Genomic DNA, 19,926 nt, shown 5'->3' on the forward strand with positions numbered 1-19,926 from the left:
GAGTTAAAACAGTGCAAGGCCTGTCCGTTACACGACTCCTGTACACAAAATCGTGCTCGGAGAATTCTTACAGTCGGGATGAACACGGCTCAATTTTATGAACTCTCCCAACAGCAAAAGACAGAAGAGTTTAAAGAAAAATACAAGAAACGAGCTTCCATAGAAGGAAAGAATGCGGAGCTGAAAAGGTTTCATGGCCTATCCCGAGCCAGGGGGTATGGTCTTTTAAGTGTGTCTACACAATCAAAACTCACTGCCATCGCAGTGAATTTAAAAAGAATTGCGGCATTGGTATCCTAAAAATACGGAGGATATCTACCTCTATATCCCCCGTTTTACAATAAAAACAGTCAAATCACACTGCGATATACAAAAATAACCAATTTAAAGTGAATATGTTTTTTGAAAGCCTACTTTTTCACTGGTCTCGAACCGTCCCCTTGCTTCCCAGTGGTCGGGCTTCGTCACGGGAACACTGCTAAGGTTGTATTATACCTTCTGTTCCAATTGAATCTGGGGATCTTCCTTGGCCAAATGCTTGAACTAGGCGGCCATCCCCTCCTGGCGGTGATGATGCTCCTGAATGGCGCCGTGTTCCTTGCTGCCTATAAAAGACACATCATCCAGTATGGAGCATTTCTCATTGGGTTCCTTGCCTTTTTCTCATTAACGGTCATCGATTTTTCCCTGCCGCTTCATACGACCTACACCGCTCTGTTCTTTCTGACCGCAACGGGCTGCATCTATTTCTTAAACAAATGGGGCTTTACCTTCTATTGGATAACATCCCTGGTCTTTTGGTTCATGCTCATCATTCAGCTGTATTATATTCTGGCTTGCCGGTCAGCAACTGCTCCCATTTGCCCTGCTTGAAGAAAGATTAGGGGAACAATAGACAATTAATTGAAATAATGGATCTGACCCAGACCAATCTAAAGTGTCTAGCGTTAATGTGCTAAAGTGCATGGAAGGATCAAATGGGTGGAATAACGTTCTCAACTTTCAATTCTTAGCAGCCAGAATGGCGGCTGTCATCTATTCAATCGGGATGACGACAAAGTCTACCCCTATTGCATCGCTAAATTACCTTTAAAAAAATAATGAATTACTATATAATTTACTTATTCTAACAGCTGAAAGGAGTAATTAAAATAATAATTCACCAACGAAAATCAACATATATCAAAACGAGTACAATTATTTGTAGCATTATCTTTCTTTTCTTGTTGATTGGTACACTTAATGCGACTGAGTCTACAATTAGTAATCTAGGGTTATTCGCCTTATCTGCTTTACTTGGAATAGCAAATGTTTTATTAGTAGCCCGATTTATAAAAAATAAGAGAATAAATAATATACATCTAACTATTATAACCATCTCTTTTATTTTTGTTCTTATATCAATCATAGGTATGCTTGATAATATATCTACTAATGGATTAATTAATATTTTGCAATATAGTTTGTGTATAGGATTCGTTGTATTCTTATCAGTCATTAGGTGGGACACATTAAAAATTAAGATTATCGGAAACTTAGCATCATTATTCATTCTTATACAGTTTGTTATTTGGGCCAGTACAAGTTTCCAATCACAATTTTCTAGTATTTATTCTAATTCTAACTTAATTACGCCTTATATGCTGTTTATGATGTTTTTTGTGTTCATGTTAATTCAAAACGTGAGTAATAAATCTTTTTATTATTTCATAATTTTATTAGGCTTTTCTCTCATGCTAGGTAGTGGTGCTCGTGCAGCGATGTTTGCTGGCATACTGTCTTTAATAACATATATTTTTTGGAATTTTATTTCAAAGAATAAATTTAGATTTTTATTTTATTTTCTGATTGTTATTTTTGGACTAATGATGTTTATTTTTGTATATCCACAATTACCATATTGGAAATATTTCCCTTATTTCGAAAACCTCATGTTGGAATATACGGGTAAAAGTATTATGTCTGGCCGTGATGATATTTGGAGACCTGTTATTGCTGCAATTAATGAACAACCTTGGTTTGGTTATGGTCCTGGTACTTTGCCAATTGATGTAACTGGTATAGATTTGTCAACTCATAATCTTTATCTACAAATTGCCTTGCAAAATGGGTATCTAGGATTACTCGTGTTTATAATACTATTATTATACTTTTGGATAATTTTCTATAGAAACCTAAAGGATAAAACAGTAAGATTAGTTGCTTCATTTTTCATAGCTATATTAATACATCAATCGTTTGAAATTGCCCTGACCCAGAACCAACTTTCAATCGGGTTAATGCAATGGTTTATTATTTCAGTGGGAATCAGTCAGGTAATGTATTTAAATGAAAATCACAGGCCACAATAAAGTACTCAATGGAATCAACAAAAAATGTGCTCTTGAGGGTGCTTGTATCAGAATAAATATGATAAATGCAGAAATTAGCAGATTTATAATAAAGACTAAAAGTGTTGAAGGAACAGAGGACTTTTTCTAAGGTAGAGTCTTATCCTAAATGGGGAAATTATATCGGTTTTTAATTGTAGGAGTATTAGCGGAAGCTCTTTAATTCGCTAATGAGGAAGAAAAATAAAACTATTTATACCTGATTATAAAAATAAATAGGAAACAGGAAGATTTAGCTCCCCTGTTTCCTATTTATAATATATCTTCTTCTAAATAGGTTGTGATTTGTCAAAGTTTTTGCTTAAATGTAAAGTTTTAAATATTAACAACAAGTTAAGGATGGCACCTGTTATTCCAAATAAGGCGATCGCAACCATATCACTTTTATATATAAAATAACCAATGGATAATGCAGATACACGTGTTATCAGCATAATAGTAGTAAACTTTAGGTGAAAAGATTGGGCCGACAACACTGGTAAAGTTCTGATAGAAGGAATGTTCATGAATACAAAAAACGACCAAATAGCTATCCACCTCGCATATTCTCCAGCCAATCCCCAATTATCCCCAAATACAAAGCTAAATAACCAAGGCCCAAACATAATAACAGTTCCAAAAGGAATTATTCCTATTAAACCAAGCGCTACAGTTGCTTTCCTAATTAAACTTGTCAATTCCTTACCGTCATTTGCAGCTTGATTAATTTTTGGGTAAAACACATCCCCAACTGATAAACCAATTAGTTGAGATGGTGCTCCTAATACGGTTCTGCCAATTGAGTAAAAACCTGCAGAGGCAGGGCCAAAGAAAATTGTTAATAATAATATGGGTAAGCTTTGTGAGGCTGCATTAATTAAAACTTCAGGAGCTCTATATTTAGGAAATTCATTATATTTTTTAGCTATTTTTTTTAACGGTACTTTAATCTCATTTTTTTCTCTCATAGAGAATTGCTTATAGCTAGATATTCTTGTGAAGATAAATAACAAAAATGCCTTTATACCATTACTTAGCGCTGTCATAACCACTAGTACTGCAGCCACTGGATATAATATACCCACCCCAACCATACTGCCATGAAAAAGTAAAGCATGAAAGAAAGATACCTTGGCGGTTATACTGAATTGTTTTGTGCGGATAAGCCATTGTTGTATAACTTGTAAATACCCCGAAAACAAAACAACTAAAGGAATTAAGTACAAAAATGGTGCAACTTCTTTTAGTTGGAATAAATCAACTAATTTGTCACCTAAAAATAACAAAAAAATAGTTACTAAAATAGATATTAAAGAAGTTAAATATAGTGATAGTCTGATAATACCTTTTGCTTCGCTATCACTCTTAGGAAGAACAATAGCTATAGGATATGTTAAGGCTGATATTGGAGCAACAATTCCAATGATGCTAATGAAAACTCCCATGATACCATAAGCTTCCGGTCCGTATAAACGAGTGATAATAGGTGACAGTGCTACTGCGATAAGTTGAGCTGTTGCTGTACCAGTAGCCATTATAAATACATTACGAATAAATGGCAGTTTACTTAATTTTAATAGTTTTTTTTTCATCTTATCTTCCTTCACTGTCATAACTTTTTACAAGTTATTATATTAACTCATTCTTCTTTTAATCATTTTGTGCCATTCCCCAAAAGTCAATACTTGGGTTAGCAGTCTCTCATGGTCTTTTATTCCATGAACGTGTTGATTGAATTTTTCTCTTAGAATTTCTCTATCAAAAATTTTGTCGCTTAAAATGCTGCTATCTTCAATAATAGATAAAATATTTTGTTGAATTTTCTTATTTTCTATAATCAACCTTGAATAGTTTGGCCAAGAATAGTTTTCAGATTTATAGTTTTTAGATTTATATAATTTGTTATATACTCTATGATAATTTGTAGCTAACCATTGCAAATTATAGTTTCTTTTTAAACTTAATCTTGAACTTGACAAAGGTATTTTTCCAATTTCTGGATCTAGTCGAGTGATTGCTTTTCTTAACAAGTCTCCTGAAGCTCTATATTTAATAGGTACCTTCAACAATAAATCAATTAATCTGTTATCATAAATGGTTCTATAGTTAATTTCATTGTTAATGCACAGTTGATTTAAATGGGAACTATATCTTCCATAACTATCACAAGCTAAGTAGTCTATTGCTTCTTGTGGGTCAATATCAATTTTCTGAAAATTAATCTCAAGCATTTCTTTAAAAGTTTCTTTTATTAATAAATCAACATCCAAGTCTAAATCTTTATTAAAAATTCCCTCTATATTCGGAACCTTTCGAGGAAAGTTTTCCAGTACTTTATCTATGGGATTGTCTTTACTTTTATCAATAAAAGGTAATGATAATTTATATTGATGGAAGTAAAGATTTTTTTTAATGAATTTACTACCTTGCCAAAACTGCTCTATTAAGGATCCATTAAAGATAATATCAACATCTTGACTAATTTGATCTAAAAATCCTATAAAATGACCATTTAGATAATTATGCATACCATCTCCAATTTCAACAGAATCTTTAATTATATTATAATAATGATTCGATTCTCTTTCTATATAATTGAATTTTGCCCCTTTGTGTTCTGCTATACTTTTAGATATCTCACATTCAATATTAAAAGAATCTCCTAAAGTATAAACTTGAGAAATCTTACTTTTAATATCAGCTGCCATAATTGCTCGCGAGTCTAATCCTCCACTTAGGAAAACTCCATACTTCATATCTTCTTCAGTTTTAAAACACATAATCTGTTTCATAAGATCACTTAAATCAGAAATGTATTTTTTTTCACTAAAATCTCTATCTATATGGTGTTTGAAAGACCAATATCTAAAGTTTGTCATTTTGCCATTACTAAAATTATTCAGAGTTGCCTTTTCCAAAGAATATATATTTTCAATAAAAGTTTTAGATCCAAATACCATCTGTAACTTAAAAAACTCAATAATTGCTTTGTAATTTAAATTAATATTTGTATTCCTGTATATTGCTATTTCTGACATTCTATTAGAAAAGAGCAATCTTTTTTCATCAACAAAATAATATAATGGCCTGGTTGCAAATCTATCATTTATAATTTTTATTTCTTTGCTTTTATGAGAATAAAGTATTAAATTAAAAGAACCATTTAATTCTTCAAGTGTATTAAATTTATTTTCAACTATGTCTAACATTATTTTTTTCAAAAAGTCTTTATCATTAGCTTTTATATTAAAGTCATTACTATATAATTCACCATCTACTATTAGAGTAATATTTATATCTGCATAATGATATATATTAAAGTCATTAGTATTACTTACATAGTCTATTCTAAATCTTTCATCTATATCTTTCTTTTTTGAGAATGAAATCATATTTCTTTTAGATACCGTCTCATCAAAAAACAACTCGCCAATATATTTCCTCATAAGAACCCCTCTTAATTTATAAGCTTTTAGTTATTGCTTGCTGGACCAGTTTAGTAAATAGAGAAGATATAGAATTAACTAAATTTTAATTCTAGAAGCAACTTGAAGAATTTTGGAATTAAACCCAAGTGCCAAACATTATAAACTTAATAAAATCTATATACTAACTGGAAATAATTTTAAATTACTCTTTCGCTAGATAAATTTTTTTGAATTTATCAGCTACACTGTTCCATTGAAATTCATTTGCTCGCTTCAGGCAGTTTTGAGACATATTGTTATAATTTATAATTATTTTGGAAACCACATTACATAGCATTTCTGAATTTCTCGGATCTACTGAATAACCAACTTCTCCATTTTTAAAGAAACCATCAATCCCTTGGCCTTCAGAATATATAACAGGTATACCTCTTGACATAGCTTCAATATATACAAGTCCAAAAGTTTCTTTAAATGATGGCATAACAAATATGTCACAATTATCCATAATTCTTGTAATAGATTTTATATCAGTAATATATCCATGGAAAATAATATCTTTTTCCATATTCAGTTTATTAGATAATTCTTTGCAATGCATTTCCAGTGGCCCATCCCCTATTACATCTAAGGATACATTGTACCCTCTGCTTTTAAGGACTTGGCAAGCTTGTATTACAGTTTTTAAGTTCTTATTTTTATTGATCGATCCAATAAACAATAATTTTACTTTCTTAGATATAGAAGTGTTCTTTTGTATTAACGAATTTTCATGCCAATAATCATGTATCCCATTAGGAATTACATAACACTTATTTTCAATTTGATTCAAAATATATGAAGGTAAAACGGATAGTGTTTGTTTTTTATACGCATGAGATAAAAAAATAATAGCTTTAGCATTTAATAGTACCTTATACATAAATAATCTTAAGTGTACTCCGTATTTATAAAATACGTTTATATCAGTATTACGTACATTAACAATATAATTAATACCATATTTCTGATGTAACTTATATGCTGTACCGCCATCACTAAAAAGTGTATGAGCATGCACAAAATCAATTTTACTATCTGACATAATTGAACGCTCTATTTCATCCATTTGTTTTCTAGTTTTATTAAAATAAAAAAATCTATCGTATCTTTTTAAAATATTTTTATAATAGTAATTAATTGTCTTATACTCAGAAGGTAATTGGTTACTCCCAGCAAAACGATCATTCTTTATTGGAATAAATACACGCTGATTTATTTCACTTTTTGAAAGTTCTTTGATCAAATTAGCATAAAGTTTATTACCTATGTAATAAGAACAAATATGCAATAATTCCATTGTCAACCTCCCCTAGAAATATATCGAAAAGAGATGCTTAATTTTTAAAGGTTCCAATAACTATAGCCACCCTTTTCTATCTTTTCTTTGTCTAAAATACTCTTAACATCAACAATGACTTTTTCTTTATTTGGAAATCCTCCAAACATGCCGTCTATTTGCTCCATCGTTATATTCTTAAATAAGTCATGTGCAACAGCAAAGACAAGACAGTCGGCATCATTTACCATATCAATTGGTACTAAATCTACACCATACTCAGTTTTTGCATCCGCAGGGTCAGCATATGGATCAACTATAATTGGGTCAATTTTATAATCTTTTAGACGTTTAAGGATATCCTCTACTTTTGAATTACGTATATCAGGGCAATTCTCTTTAAAAGTTATACCTAAAATTACAACCTTTGCTTGCTTTACAACCTTGTTTGCAAGAATTAATTCTTTAATAATTGCATCTGCTACAAATCCACCCATTCCATCGTTAATTTTTCTACCGGACAAAATGATTTGTGAATGATATCCAAGCTTCTCAGCTTCGTACAAGAAATAATAAGGATCAACACCAATACAGTGGCCGCCAACTAATCCAGGAGTAAACTTAAGGGCATTCCATTTAGTATTCATTGCCTCTACAACTTCTTGTGTATCAATTCCCATGCGATCAAATACCATTGCAAGCTCATTCATAAATGCAATGTTGATATCACGTTGACTGTTCTCAACAACCTTAGCTGCTTCCGCTACTTTTATACTACTGGCGCGATGAACCCCTACTTCAACTACGAGCTCGTAAACTTTAGCAATTACTTCTAAAGAATCCTTATCCAAACCTGAAACGATTTTTATAATATTTTCCAAACGATGAACCTTATCACCAGGGTTAATTCGTTCTGGAGAATAACCTACCTTAAAATCTACTCCACACTTAAGACCCGACTCTCTTTCTAGGATAGGAACACAGATATCCTCAGTAACTCCTGGATAGACCGTAGACTCATATACTACAATTGAACCTTTTGTAAGATTTTTTCCAATTGTCCTACTAACCCCTTCTATTGGACTTAAGTCGGGAGTTTTATCAGCGTTGACAGGTGTAGGAACAGCGACAACAAGAAATTTTGCCTCCTGAAGTTTATCTGGATCTGAAGTGAAATCTATTGTTGTTTGTCTTATAGCCTCATTACCAACCTCATTGGTAGGATCTATTCCATTCTTATACTGCTCGATTTTTTGAGTATTAAGATCAAACCCAATAACATTAACCTTTTTAGCAAAAGCAACCGCTATAGGCATACCTACATATCCTAATCCTACAACTGCTATTTTTTCCTCTTTATTAACTAGTTTTTCGTACAGGCTCATTTGATTGATTCCCTCTTTCGTTTACATTCTCAAAAATATAAATCAGCTTCTCTGTTAATTTATTAAAGTCAAATTGATAAGCAGCTTCACGAGCATTTTTCCCCATCAATTTATTCTTACTCTCATCACTACTTGCCGCAAGTATTGCCTTAGCAATTTCTTCTGCATTTTGTATAGGAGCGCTAACTCCACATCCGAATTTATCACAAATACTATAACCAGTTGAGTAGGTTTGGACGATACATTTTCCTGCTGCCAAATACTCAAAAAATTTATTTTGGCTTTGACCATACTTATCAAGTGATGTACTAGAGTTGTGAAGTATATTTATATAAGATTTTTTTAGTATAGACGGTACATACTTCTTTTCAACTCGACCTTTAAACAAAACATTATTTATTTCTTCTTCCTTGCAACGTTCTTTAAGTGCCTTACTTTCATCACCAGCTCCATATACTAGGAATCTAATATCTTTCTTACCTTGATTTTGAATTATCTTAGCAGCATCCAACAACATTCCAAGGTTATTAACCTTCCTAATAGATCCAGCATAGACAACATTTTTATATTCTTTATTATCCAGATCTGAATCTACTATTTTATGCTTTTCGCTATTTTTATCGAATGTATCGATTACTACTCCATTACTTATATGCTTTACTTTATTTAAATCTATTTTGTTATCCCATTTTTGATCCATAAGATATTCTCTGCCTCCCTCCCATGTCATTATGACAGAGTCGGCATTTTTATATATCCATTTCTCCCCTTGGTATAACAGTTTTGCGATTATACTATTTCTTTTTAAAGCACCATACGCCACAATACTTTCTGGCCAGAGATCTCTTACTTCACAAATACATGGTATCCCAAATTTTTTTGCTATCTTTATTCCTGCAACCAAAGTAAGTGGATGAACACTTGAAGCTAGGATAACATCAGGCTTACCATGTTTTTTAGCATATTCTTTTGATACAGAAAAAAGATTCTTATAAAAGGTAATCATATTAGTGATTCGTTGTCGCCCATTACCAAAATAACTAGGTGTTTTCACAAAAGTAAAGGGTATTTCATCAATAATTTTTGTAGTGTGCTTTTGACTACCGGTATCTATATTTACATTAGAATTATGAATAGTTGAGGCACAAAATATAGTGGGGTTATACCCTTGCTTTTTCAGATTTTCAGCAAACCAATAATGTCTCCCAGCTTGGTCTTTATACATATTTGAAGCATAATGATTCCAAATCCAAATATTCTTTTTCATACTTAAACTCTCCTAACTGGAGCACCAACATAAACTCCTGGGTCTGTTATATCTTTAATCACCACAGATCCTGCCCCTAACTTGCAATCACTAGTTATGTTAATGTTGTTACTTACAACACTACCAATCCCTAACCACGATCTTTTCCCAATATATACGGTCCCTGCTAAATTTGCTCCTGGTGAAACATGTACAAAATCTTCAATACAATTATCATGGTCAATAGTAGAACCAGTATTAACAATGCATCCTCTACCAATTCTTGTACAGCAATTGACAATAGTTCCTGCCATAAGAGCCGTGCCATTTTCAATTTCTACTTGCTCACCAATTACTGCAGTAGGATGAATCAATACAGGTATTTCCACACCTAATGTCTCCAGCTTTTCCTGAACCTTTTGTCTAGTTATATTGTTACCTATTCCTACAAATACTTCGTATTCCTCTATGTACTTTGAGACTTCACTAGAAGTATCTATCACTTCTAAACCCATAGAAGAATTGATATTCTTATTATCATCCAAAAAAGCAACACTCTGCCATCTATTCATTTTCAAAGCTATATCCGCAACCACTTTCCCATGACCACTAGCACCAAGAATTAAAAGCTTCTCTTTCATTGTTCCATTCTTTCCTTTTCATTTCCCTTAAATGGCTCCATAGTAGCTGCAGTCTCCGAATTAATACCTTCCCTTATCAGAGCCTTTTTTAAAGTGAGAAGAATGATCTTCCAATCCCCTTTAAAACTCACATGATCAACATAATAAACATCTAGATTAAACTTCTCTTCCCAACCAATAGCATTGCGACCACTAACCTGAGCCAATCCAGACAACCCAGGCCTAACTTCATGTCGCCGTTTTTGATGCTCATTATATAGGGGCAGATACTGAACCAATAATGGCCTCGGCCCAATAATCGACATATCCCCTTTCAATATATTGAAAAGCTCCGGAAGTTCATCTAAAGATGTAGAACGCAGAAACCTTCCAAACTTCGTTAATCTCACACTGTCCGGAAGCAACTCTCCATTCTCATCCCTTTCGTCCGTCATCGTCCGGAACTTATACATCATAAAGACCTTTTCATTTAACCCTGGTCGTTGTTGTTTAAAAAGTACCGGGCTGCCCAACTTCGTTTTAACAAGTAAAGCTGTAATTGGAAGCACTGGTATAATAGTAAGAATAATAATAGCAAGTAATGAAAGAGTAAAATCCATCGGTCTTTTAATAAACCTTCTATAGATACCGCCTTTTGCCTTCATTATTTCAACCACAATCCTTTTACAGTATTCACAACCCTCGTTAAATCCTCATCCGTCATCTTCGTATCCGAAGGCAAACAAACACCATTATCAAACAACTTCTCTGAAACATTTGTTCCGACGAAATCATACTTCTCAAAGAATGGCTGCATGTGCATCGGCTTCCAGACCGGCCTGGATTCAATATTTTCTTTTTCAAGGGCTTCCATTACATCTATAGGCCTGACATGGTCACTCAATGTCATTGCACTCAACCAATAGTTTGGCTTATCCCAATCATTAACGCGCATGAATTCCACACCATCAAGACCTTCCAGCTCTCTTTTATAAAACTCGAAAATATATTTCTTCTTTTCTACTCTTTCTTCTAAGACCTTAAGCTGACCCCTGCCAATCCCGGCAACAACATTACTCATTCTATAGTTGAACCCTAATTCACTATGCTGATAATGCCTCGCTTGATCTCTTGATTGAGTTGCCCAAAATCTAACCTTAGAAACTTTCTCTTCATTATTAGAAACGAGCATTCCGCCGCCGGAAGTAGTGATGATTTTATTTCCATTAAACGAGAAGATGCCGTAATCACCAAAGGTTCCCGTATGCTGCCCTTTATAGTATCCGCCCAATGACTCTGCAGCATCTTCGATAACAGCTACATTATGTTTCCTGCATATTTCCATAATTTTATCCATATCTGCAGAAAGACCATAAAGATGAACCACGATCACTGCTTTTACTTCTGGATACTTTTCAAAAGCTTCTTCTAAAGCTTTAGGACACATATTCCACGTTTCTTCATTACTATCGATAAATACAGGAATGGCATTTTGATAAATGATTGGGTTGGCTGTTGCTGAGAAAGTCAACGTAGGGCAGAATACTATATCTCCATCACCGACACCCGCTGCTCTTAATGCTAGATGGATGGCCCCAGTGCCGGACGATAGAGCTGCAGCAGCTTTGGAACCGACTTTTGCTGCAAGTTCTTTTTCAAATTCATTTACATTTGTCCCAAGAGGAGCAATCCAGTTTGTATCAAACGCTTCTTTTACATATTGCATTTCATAGCCTTCATCACTCATATGGGGTGATGAAAGAAATATTCTGTCTCCCATGATTAAACTCTTCCTTCCAGTATGTAGATCAGTTGCTTATTACTTAACTAGATTTCCCTGTATATCTATGTAACTAATAAACAACTAAAGATTGCCGGTACTGTCCCTTTAAGCACAGTACCGACTGTATTAATTAACATTTGTTATCAGTATTTCTTCATTCTTATTTGCTAAGCTCAACACGTACTGAGATAAATAGTCCTGATCAAACGCCTGATGGTTTTCTACCAGATTGGATACACGACCAAAGTCGAACTCCACCGTCTTCCCAATAAAAATCTTAGGAAACACAGCCTCACCATGAACCTCATTCTCCCCAAGAAGCTCCTCATACATCTTCTCCCCAGGACGTATGCCGGCATACTTGATCCCAATCTCATCAATAGAATAACCAGACAGCTTAATCAGGTTCTTAGCCAGGTCTACGATCTTAACCGGTTCACCCATATCCAGTACAAAGATCTCCCCGCCGCGTGCCAACGCACCCGCTTGCATAACTAGTCTGGATGCTTCCGGAATCGTCATAAAGTATCTTGTCATATCCGGATGGGTAACCGTAACCGGTCCGCCAGCTTGGATCTGTCTTTTAAATAAAGGAATAACAGACCCGCGGCTTCCGAGTACGTTCCCGAAACGCACAGCCACAAAGTTTGTCTTGCTGTTCTTATCAAGATTCTGAATCACCATTTCCGCAATACGCTTCGTCGATCCCATCACGTTCGTTGGGTTGACGGCTTTATCGGAAGACACAAGCACGAATGTGCCGACGCCGAATGTATCAGCGGCTTCCGCCACGTTCTTCGTCCCGATGACATTGTTCTTCACGGCTTCCTTCGGATTATATTCCATCAACGGAACATGCTTATGAGCAGCGGCATGATAGACTACATCCGGTGTATGGTTTTCCATCACTTCAAAAATGCGGTTTCTGTCTTGGATATCTGCAATCACAGGGATGATCTCGAATTCTTCCTTATATTTATTTCTAAGCTCCATATCAATTGTGTAGATGGAGTTTTCTCCGTGTCCCAACAGAAGGAGCTTCTTTGGCTTGAACTTGCTCACCTGTCTACAGATTTCGGAACCAATCGAACCGCCTGCACCGGTAACGAGAATTGTTTTACCAGTAAGTTTTGCAGAGATACTCTTAATATCAAGTTCCACTGGTTCACGTCCGAGAAGGTCCTCAACCTGTACGTCACGGAACTGATTGACGGAAACTTTGCCTGACACGATATCCTCTATCATCGGCATGATTTGCGTCTTAGCATTTGTCTTGCTGCATTCCTGGTATACTTCCTGCAGCTGGCCTTTTCGGAGTGAAGGAATGGCTATGATAATATTTTCGACTCCGTACTTCTCCACGATCTGCGGGATATCTTTCGTTCCGCCGAGGACGGTCACCCCGTAGATTTCAAGCTTTTGTTTCTTTGGCGAATCATCAATGAAGCCGACCGGCATCAAATCGGTGTCGCTGCTTTTGATCAATTGGCGTACAAGCATGGATCCGGCGGACCCTGCACCAATGATTAGTGCACGTTTCTTTGTCTGCTCATTCTTCATATACAGATCACGATACATCCTCCACGAGAATCTGGAGCCCCCGATCAGAATCATATGCAGCATCCAGGTAACGATCAAAATGCGTCTATACACAGTACCAGTGATGACGAATTGCAGGATTCCCGTCGTCAGCACCGAGAACGTGACAGCCCTGAGTATCGCCATGACCTCTCCGACACTCGCATATTCCCACGCTCTGTGATAAAGACGGTAGACGAACGCGAATAAGTGATGGCTGACAAGCAGGACAATCGAACTGAATACGATGACCGGCATGGCGTATGTATGGAATGCTGCGATAAGAATGTAATAACCGATATAAATGGCCGTAAGCACGATAATGGAATCCAGCAGCATCAACAGTGAGACCCGTTTCGTATAACTCATAGAATAAATCCCTTCTTTACTCATATTTTTTTCAATTGACCCTTATTTTCGACAAAATAAATACCTAAGGAAAATGTACGGTATACCCTTTCCTTAGGCATTTAGGTTATTTTTCTTGCTTGATCCGTTGGTTGATCGCTTGGTTGATAAGGCTTTGTATTTCTTTTAAATGTTCGATCGGTGCATCCTGGCAGATATAGCGGACGGCTTTTTTGATGCTTTTCGGCATGGTTTTGAAGGTGCTCATTTCTTCTCCCTTATGTTTCTTTCTAAATTTAAACATTTATACATTTCATTTACTACATATGAAGAACTTACATAAAACGCTTTCATTGTTTTTCTTTACTTATTTATTTTAAAATAGTAAATGTGGGCATCTAACCCTTCCTCACATCCCGCCACCGACGACAAGCGTCTAAGGTGAATTATTTTCACCCACGGCGTGACCGAGTGCCTCCATTGGTAACGGATAGGAGACATTCCCTAAATATCTATTGTTGTCCATATATTTCTTATGCAGCTCACAACGACAATAGTACATTAGGACCCTATTAAAAATTCGTTCACCTTAAAATATCCCCAGGAATTTTCTCTTTTTAACCTTCTCCGGGATTTCTTTATATATATTTTTCCCTTCAACCAGCAGCTCAGCATTCTCAGTGAAATGGTACACCATATCGATTCCGTATGTATGTTCTACCTCATCCAGCGCCTTACTCATATTGAATGTGCGGGTTGATGTGTTATGTGCGTCCGAAGCGATGAAGTGCGTGAGATTCGCTTCGATCAATTGCTTCGAGAACTTCTGGATGTTTTTCCCGAAATGCCCTGTCAGGCTTGAAGCCGTAATCTGCGTTGCAGCACCGTTTTTCACGAGGTTGTACAGTTTGTCGGGATGAGAGATCAATTCCGCATTGCGTTCGGGATGGACGATCACCGGAATCAGCCCTTCATTCTGTATATCGAAAAACAGGCGGTCCGTATACCTCGGCACGGAATTGGATGGGAACTCCACAAAGATGTATTGTGAATGAATATTTAGGGGTAAAATCTCCCCGTTCAGATAGTCCCCGATGATTTCACCGTAGATGCGGCATTCCTGACCCGGCAATACAACTAAATCGACCTGCTGACTTTTCAGTTCCTCATTCACTCTGTCGACCAAAGGCAGGATGTCCGACTTCACATTCTGATAGGCGTTGTTCATATGGTGGGGGGTGGCAATGATGGTTTGAATCCCTTCCGACACAGCGGCTTTCGCCATTGCGACCGTATCTTCCATCGTCTTCGCACCGTCATCGATTCCCGGTAATATATGACTATGGATATCGATCATCGCCATCACCCTCCATTTCACTAGTTCTTTTATCTTATCAACATCTATTATTTTACTACACTAGGTATTTTTGTAAACAGGCGAAAAATGTCGAATCGACACTTTTTATCTGTTATCTTTTTCCATAATAATAGTAGTAGCTTGTATCCTTCACTTCGCGGTTGTTCAGGACCACTCCGAGGAGTTTCCCTTTTGTCGCCTGAAGAAGGTCTTTCGCCTTCTGCGCGCCTTCGATTTCAGTCGTTCCGGAACTCACCACAAGGACCGTCCCGTCACATTGATTCGCCAGCACCTGCGCATCCGTCACTGCCAGGACAGGCGGCGTATCAAAAATGACCAGGTCATAATCTGCATAGACATCGACCAGGAACTCCTCCATCGAACGTGAACTTAATAGCTCGGCCGGATTCGGCGGTACCGGTCCGCAAGTAAGAAGATCGAGGTTATCGACATCGGACGGATGGACCACTTCCCTCAAGGTCTTCTGTCTCGTAAGGACGGTAGTGAAACCGAATGTGTTTGTCAGGTTGAACGTATAATGAGCCGTCGGCTTCCGCATATCCGCATCCACGAGCAGGACACTCTTTCCCTGCTGGGCGAATACAACGGCCAGGTTGGCGGCTGTCGTGGATTTCCCTTCCCCGGGTCCTGATGACGTGACCATGATTGAACGCAGGTCGCGGTCGACAGATGAGAAGTTGATATTCGTACGGATCGTTTTGTACTGTTCTGAAATAGGTGATTTCGGATCTGTTTTCGTGATGAGCTTCCGTTTCGTTGCCATCATGAGTTTCTTCAGTTTCTTGTTGTTAGCCAACATTCTCACCCCTCACTCGTGAATTGCGTTCCAGCCCGCGGCTTGCCTTCTTTTCATCCTGTTCTGAGATGCGGGCGATCGAGCCGAGTACCGGAACACCCAGGAGCTTTTCCACTTCATGCTCGGTTTTGATTGTGTTATCAAGGAATTCAAGCAGGAACGCAAGACCGACACCGATCATCAGGCCGACAACGGCTGCAATCGCGATATTAAGGAATGGCTTCGGCTTGATCGGGGCTTGTTTCTCTCCGACTTCAGCTTTCGCCAGGATACTGACGTTATCCACATTCATGATTTTCGGGATTTCGTTTTGGAACACTTCCGCTGTCTTATTCGCAATGGTCGCTGCCAGTTTGGGATCGGTATCCTGCACGGAAAGATTCATCACCTGTGATTCATTTTCACTGCCAACCGTGATTTTACTGGTCAACTGTGAAACGTTCAGGTCCAGATCCAGGTCTGAGATGACTTTTTCCAGGATGGCCGGACTCTTGAGGATGACCGTATACGTATTGATTAACTGTAAGTTCGTCTGAATTTCGCCGGGGTTATAAGCAGGCTGCTCCGACTTGGATTGATTGACCAAAAGCTGGGTGGATGATTGATAAACCGGGGTTAAAAGAAAAAAGCTGACCGCTCCGCTGACCAGGACGGCCGTCAGGGTAATCAGAATGATTAGTCTGATGCGCTTCTGCAATGTTTCCATCAACTCGCGCAAACTGATAGTTTCTTCCATGATTTCCTCCTATTTTAAAAGAAAAATATGTAAATAATGGCGATTCATGTTGTCTTTTCTCTGGTTTCTTGTCATAATTTTAATAGAAATGTAACATTGTTTCCATTCTTATCTATTAAACTACAATTTCTTGTAAATGAAAAGACCAATTACAATATTGGTAAGTATTTCTTTTGATCTATTTTCTAATTTTATATATATCGGAGGATTCTGTATGAAAAACTTCTTATTAATTGTATTTGGACTTATTTGTGTTGGTCTGCTTTATATAGGGAATCAGTATTGGCAGGAACGGATAGCCGGCGCCCCGGCTGCTCAGGCTGGCGGGGAAGTAAAGGAAGAGAATGCCCCGGAACCTGCTGAAGCAGTAAAGGAGGAGCCCCTCATTTCCAACTGGCCGGCTAAAGCTCAGGATCGGTTCAAGGAAGCTGTCAATGCCGGAAACGCATATAGAATAGCGCTCGTTGGATCTGATGCTTTGGGTTCCGGGAATGGCGGCTGGAGTGACCAATTGAAAGAGGAGCTTTCCTCCGGCTATGGGGATCAGGTTGAAGTCTCCATTTTCGAGGAAGATACAACTTCTGTAGAGTTCCTTGAAGGGGATGTCTATGAGGATGTCCTGGCTTTCCAGCCTGATCTTGTCCTGTTCGAACCGTTTACCCTCACCGATAATTCCATCGGCGTACCCGTCGAACGCAACCACGAAAGCATCCTGACGTTTTATGAAGAGCTGCAGGAGGAAAACAGCAGCGCCGAACTGATCCTGCAGCCTTCCTATCCGATTGAGGGGGCGACCTATTACCCGAAACAGGTGGACGGGCTGAAGACGTTTGCCGGGGAGAATGATTTCACTTACCTCGATCACTGGGCGGAATGGCCTGAGGAAGAAGAGCTCGGGGACTATCTCCTCCCTTCACAGGAGGGTCCGAATGAACAGGGACATGAGCTGTGGGCGGATTATCTGATGGATTATTTTATAGCAGAATAATGTTTGTGCGCCAGCTCTTGTGAACATTCATTGAATAGTAAATAATTGACTATTCAAACCGACTCATTTTTGATATGTTATCTAGTAGGCTAATTTTTAAAAGGTGAGGAAACGAATATGAGAGCTGAGAAACACAAAAAGAAGAAACGCACGTGGCTGCGTGTGATTGGGATCTTGCTTCTCTTGATGCTGCTTGGCGGAGGGGCGTATGCATACAGCATCTACCATTCCCTGAACAGCGCAGTCGAAACGATGCACGAACCGATCGACCGCGGGAAATCGGACAAGCGGACCGAAGAAGTGAAATTCCAGGAACGCGACCCATTCTCCGTGCTGCTGATGGGGGTGGATGAACGGAAGAACGACAAGGGCCGTTCCGATACGATGATCGTCCTGACAGTGAACCCCGATACGAAATCCGTGAAGATGCTGAGCATCCCGCGTGATACGCTGACGGATATCGTCGGCCACGGCACAAGGGACAAGATCAACCACGCCTATGCATTCGGCGGCGTGGAGATGGCGATGGATACGGTGGAAGAAATGCTCGATATCCCGATTGATTATTACGTACAGATCAATATGGAAGGATTCGAGGATATTGTGAACGCGGTCGGCGGCATCACGGTCAACAACGATCTTGCTTTCTCATCAGGCGGCTATTCATTCCCTGAAGGACAGGTGGAATTGAACGGCAAGAAAGCACTCGCTTACACCAGGATGCGCTACGATGATCCGCGCGGCGACTTCGGCAGACAGATCCGCCAGCGCCAGATCATCCAAGGGATCATCTCCGAAGGGGCAAGTGTCTCCAGCCTGTGGAAATTCGACGATATCTTCGATGCACTCGGAAGCAATGTGAAGACGAACATCGAGTTCAAGGAAATGGTTGATATCCAGAAGCATTATAAGGATGCTTCCAATGATATCGAACAGATCAAGATCGAGGCCGGTTCCGGTACGAGGATCGATAATATCTATTATTATGTGATCCCGGAAGAGGAAATTGCGAGACTGCAAAGCCTTTTGAAGGAACATTTGGAGCTGGAATCTTAAGATCAGGAAACCCGTGCTGTGTCGCAGCACGGGTTTTTTACATCGATTATCTGGATTCTTTCTTCTGCTTCTGGAGGAATGCTTCTTCCGCTTCGGGTTCAAGCAATGCCGTCGCCTTTCCAATTGTGCCGTCCTGAAGCCGCCAGATGGCATTATGATCCTTCACCGCATTGGAGAAGTCCCCTTCTTTCCAGCTCTCCAGGATCTCCCTGTAGAGATCCTCATGCTCATATTTGTTGGTTTCGAGCTGACTCAATAAGAAATCGATCCGTTCCCCGGTTATCTCAAAGAAAGACCACTTTTCCTTGGCCTGTACCTTTTGGTGGCTCATGGCGTGGATATATTGCTGGACCAGACTTTCACTCAGCGGTGTTTTCACCTTTTCTTCAAATGGATTGGAGGCGCTTTGTTCCCCGTCCTCTTCTTCTGTTGTACTCACTTCAGCTGCACTTCCGCTTGTGTCTGCGATGCCGGAATTCCCACTCGCATCCTCGGGTGCCCGCTCCAGGCTGCCTACCGCTATATAAATACCCAGCATCGTCAGGAGCAGTACACCTCCCAGTATGCCAAACACGAGTTTCTTGCTCATCCCCATCTCTCCCCTTTTCTTCTTATGGTATTCAATTCGTTATGTACAAAGGGAATCCTCTTTTGTATTAGGAAAGAGTTACTATTTTACCATATATTTCTTTATTCCACGGCCTGGTGATGATAATTGCTTGGAATTAAGCAATTATCATTAAAACAGGAAAAGAAAGTATTGAATTCGCTGATTATTAATAGTTAAATAGACTATGTGTAATTTTTCCTACAAAAGAATATTTTTACTGTATTTATTCATAAGATTATATCATTTGGCCATGTAATGGAATGAATTACTCAACTACACGATAAAGG

General features: G+C 38.1%; 18 protein-coding genes and 1 pseudogene. 5 read left to right on the plus strand and 14 right to left on the minus strand.

Annotated features, from left to right (window positions below):
* The 3 genes and pseudogenes from BHE18_RS20145 to BHE18_RS22770 all read left to right on the plus strand — a co-directional run.
* Positions 1-297, plus strand: a pseudogene (locus tag BHE18_RS20145) (transposase); the annotation flags it as partial.
* Positions 298-402: 105 nt separating this feature from the next.
* A complete protein-coding gene (locus BHE18_RS20150; RefSeq protein WP_071620291.1) occupies positions 403-873 on the plus strand; it encodes a hypothetical protein in 471 nt (156 codons plus the stop codon).
* Positions 874-1,223: 350 nt separating this feature from the next.
* A complete protein-coding gene (locus BHE18_RS22770) occupies positions 1,224-2,351 on the plus strand; it encodes an O-antigen ligase family protein (RefSeq protein ID WP_141771947.1) in 1,128 nt (375 codons plus the stop codon).
* A gap of 308 nt (positions 2,352-2,659) precedes the next feature.
* Here the strand turns inward: BHE18_RS22770 and BHE18_RS20160 are convergent, their stop codons facing one another.
* The 13 genes from BHE18_RS20160 to BHE18_RS20215 all read right to left on the minus strand — a co-directional run bounded on the left by BHE18_RS20160 (position 2,660) and on the right by BHE18_RS20215 (position 16,985).
* The gene (locus BHE18_RS20160) at positions 2,660-3,961 is read right to left on the minus strand and encodes an oligosaccharide flippase family protein (RefSeq protein ID WP_216095312.1); all 1,302 of its coding nucleotides are present in this window, start codon (positions 3,959-3,961) and stop codon (positions 2,660-2,662) included.
* A gap of 42 nt (positions 3,962-4,003) precedes the next feature.
* Positions 4,004-5,815: an asparagine synthase-related protein gene (locus tag BHE18_RS20165; protein WP_071620293.1), complete on the minus strand. Its 1,812-nt coding sequence runs from the start codon at positions 5,813-5,815 to the stop codon at positions 4,004-4,006.
* 184 nt (positions 5,816-5,999) lie between these two features.
* Positions 6,000-7,136, minus strand: coding sequence for a glycosyltransferase (locus tag BHE18_RS20170; RefSeq protein WP_071620294.1), 1,137 nt, complete (start codon positions 7,134-7,136; stop codon positions 6,000-6,002).
* Positions 7,137-7,180: 44 nt separating this feature from the next.
* On the minus strand, positions 7,181-8,500 hold the full coding sequence (locus BHE18_RS20175) for a nucleotide sugar dehydrogenase (RefSeq protein WP_071620295.1): 1,320 nt from the start codon (positions 8,498-8,500) through the stop codon (positions 7,181-7,183).
* Positions 8,475-9,767 (minus strand): glycosyltransferase family 4 protein, encoded by a 1,293-nt coding sequence (locus BHE18_RS20180; protein WP_071620296.1) that lies wholly within the window; start codon positions 9,765-9,767, stop codon positions 8,475-8,477. The genes BHE18_RS20175 and BHE18_RS20180 overlap by 26 nt, the downstream gene beginning before the upstream one ends.
* Positions 9,768-9,769: 2 nt before the next feature.
* On the minus strand, positions 9,770-10,387 hold the full coding sequence (locus BHE18_RS20185) for an acetyltransferase (RefSeq protein ID WP_071620297.1): 618 nt from the start codon (positions 10,385-10,387) through the stop codon (positions 9,770-9,772).
* Positions 10,384-11,031: a sugar transferase gene (locus tag BHE18_RS20190; protein WP_071620298.1), complete on the minus strand. Its 648-nt coding sequence runs from the start codon at positions 11,029-11,031 to the stop codon at positions 10,384-10,386. The genes BHE18_RS20185 and BHE18_RS20190 overlap by 4 nt, the downstream gene beginning before the upstream one ends.
* A complete protein-coding gene (locus BHE18_RS20195; protein ID WP_071620299.1) occupies positions 11,031-12,146 on the minus strand; it encodes a DegT/DnrJ/EryC1/StrS family aminotransferase in 1,116 nt (371 codons plus the stop codon). Before BHE18_RS20195 ends, BHE18_RS20190 begins: the two co-directional genes overlap by 1 nt.
* A 129-nt stretch (positions 12,147-12,275) precedes the next feature.
* Positions 12,276-14,096, minus strand: a complete 1,821-nt coding sequence (locus BHE18_RS20200; RefSeq protein ID WP_071620300.1) for a polysaccharide biosynthesis protein — start codon at positions 14,094-14,096, stop codon at positions 12,276-12,278.
* Positions 14,097-14,202: 106 nt separating this feature from the next.
* Positions 14,203-14,343, minus strand: coding sequence for a hypothetical protein (locus BHE18_RS23355; RefSeq protein ID WP_171910764.1), 141 nt, complete (start codon positions 14,341-14,343; stop codon positions 14,203-14,205).
* Positions 14,344-14,664: 321 nt separating this feature from the next.
* Positions 14,665-15,432, minus strand: coding sequence for a tyrosine-protein phosphatase (locus BHE18_RS20205; protein ID WP_071620301.1), 768 nt, complete (start codon positions 15,430-15,432; stop codon positions 14,665-14,667).
* A gap of 112 nt (positions 15,433-15,544) precedes the next feature.
* Positions 15,545-16,252, minus strand: a complete 708-nt coding sequence (locus BHE18_RS20210) for a CpsD/CapB family tyrosine-protein kinase (protein ID WP_071620302.1) — start codon at positions 16,250-16,252, stop codon at positions 15,545-15,547.
* On the minus strand, positions 16,242-16,985 hold the full coding sequence (locus BHE18_RS20215; protein WP_071620303.1) for a YveK family protein: 744 nt from the start codon (positions 16,983-16,985) through the stop codon (positions 16,242-16,244). The genes BHE18_RS20210 and BHE18_RS20215 overlap by 11 nt, the downstream gene beginning before the upstream one ends.
* A gap of 214 nt (positions 16,986-17,199) precedes the next feature.
* Between BHE18_RS20215 and BHE18_RS20220 the strand changes: the two genes are divergently transcribed.
* Together BHE18_RS20220 and tagU are read left to right on the plus strand one after the other, a co-directional pair.
* On the plus strand, positions 17,200-17,973 hold the full coding sequence (locus BHE18_RS20220) for an SGNH/GDSL hydrolase family protein (RefSeq protein ID WP_071620304.1): 774 nt from the start codon (positions 17,200-17,202) through the stop codon (positions 17,971-17,973).
* Between the two features lie 117 nt (positions 17,974-18,090).
* On the plus strand, positions 18,091-19,029 hold the full coding sequence (gene tagU, locus BHE18_RS20225) for a polyisoprenyl-teichoic acid--peptidoglycan teichoic acid transferase TagU (protein WP_071620305.1): 939 nt from the start codon (positions 18,091-18,093) through the stop codon (positions 19,027-19,029).
* Positions 19,030-19,075: 46 nt separating this feature from the next.
* On the opposite strand, the gene BHE18_RS20230 is transcribed toward tagU, so the two are convergent.
* Positions 19,076-19,618: a DUF6241 domain-containing protein gene (locus BHE18_RS20230; protein WP_071620306.1), complete on the minus strand. Its 543-nt coding sequence runs from the start codon at positions 19,616-19,618 to the stop codon at positions 19,076-19,078.
* Between the last annotated feature and the right edge of the window lie 308 nt (positions 19,619-19,926).

Source organism: Rossellomorea aquimaris, assembly GCF_001877785.1.
Taxonomy (GTDB): Bacteria; Bacillota; Bacilli; order Bacillales; family Bacillaceae_B; genus Rossellomorea; species Rossellomorea aquimaris_A.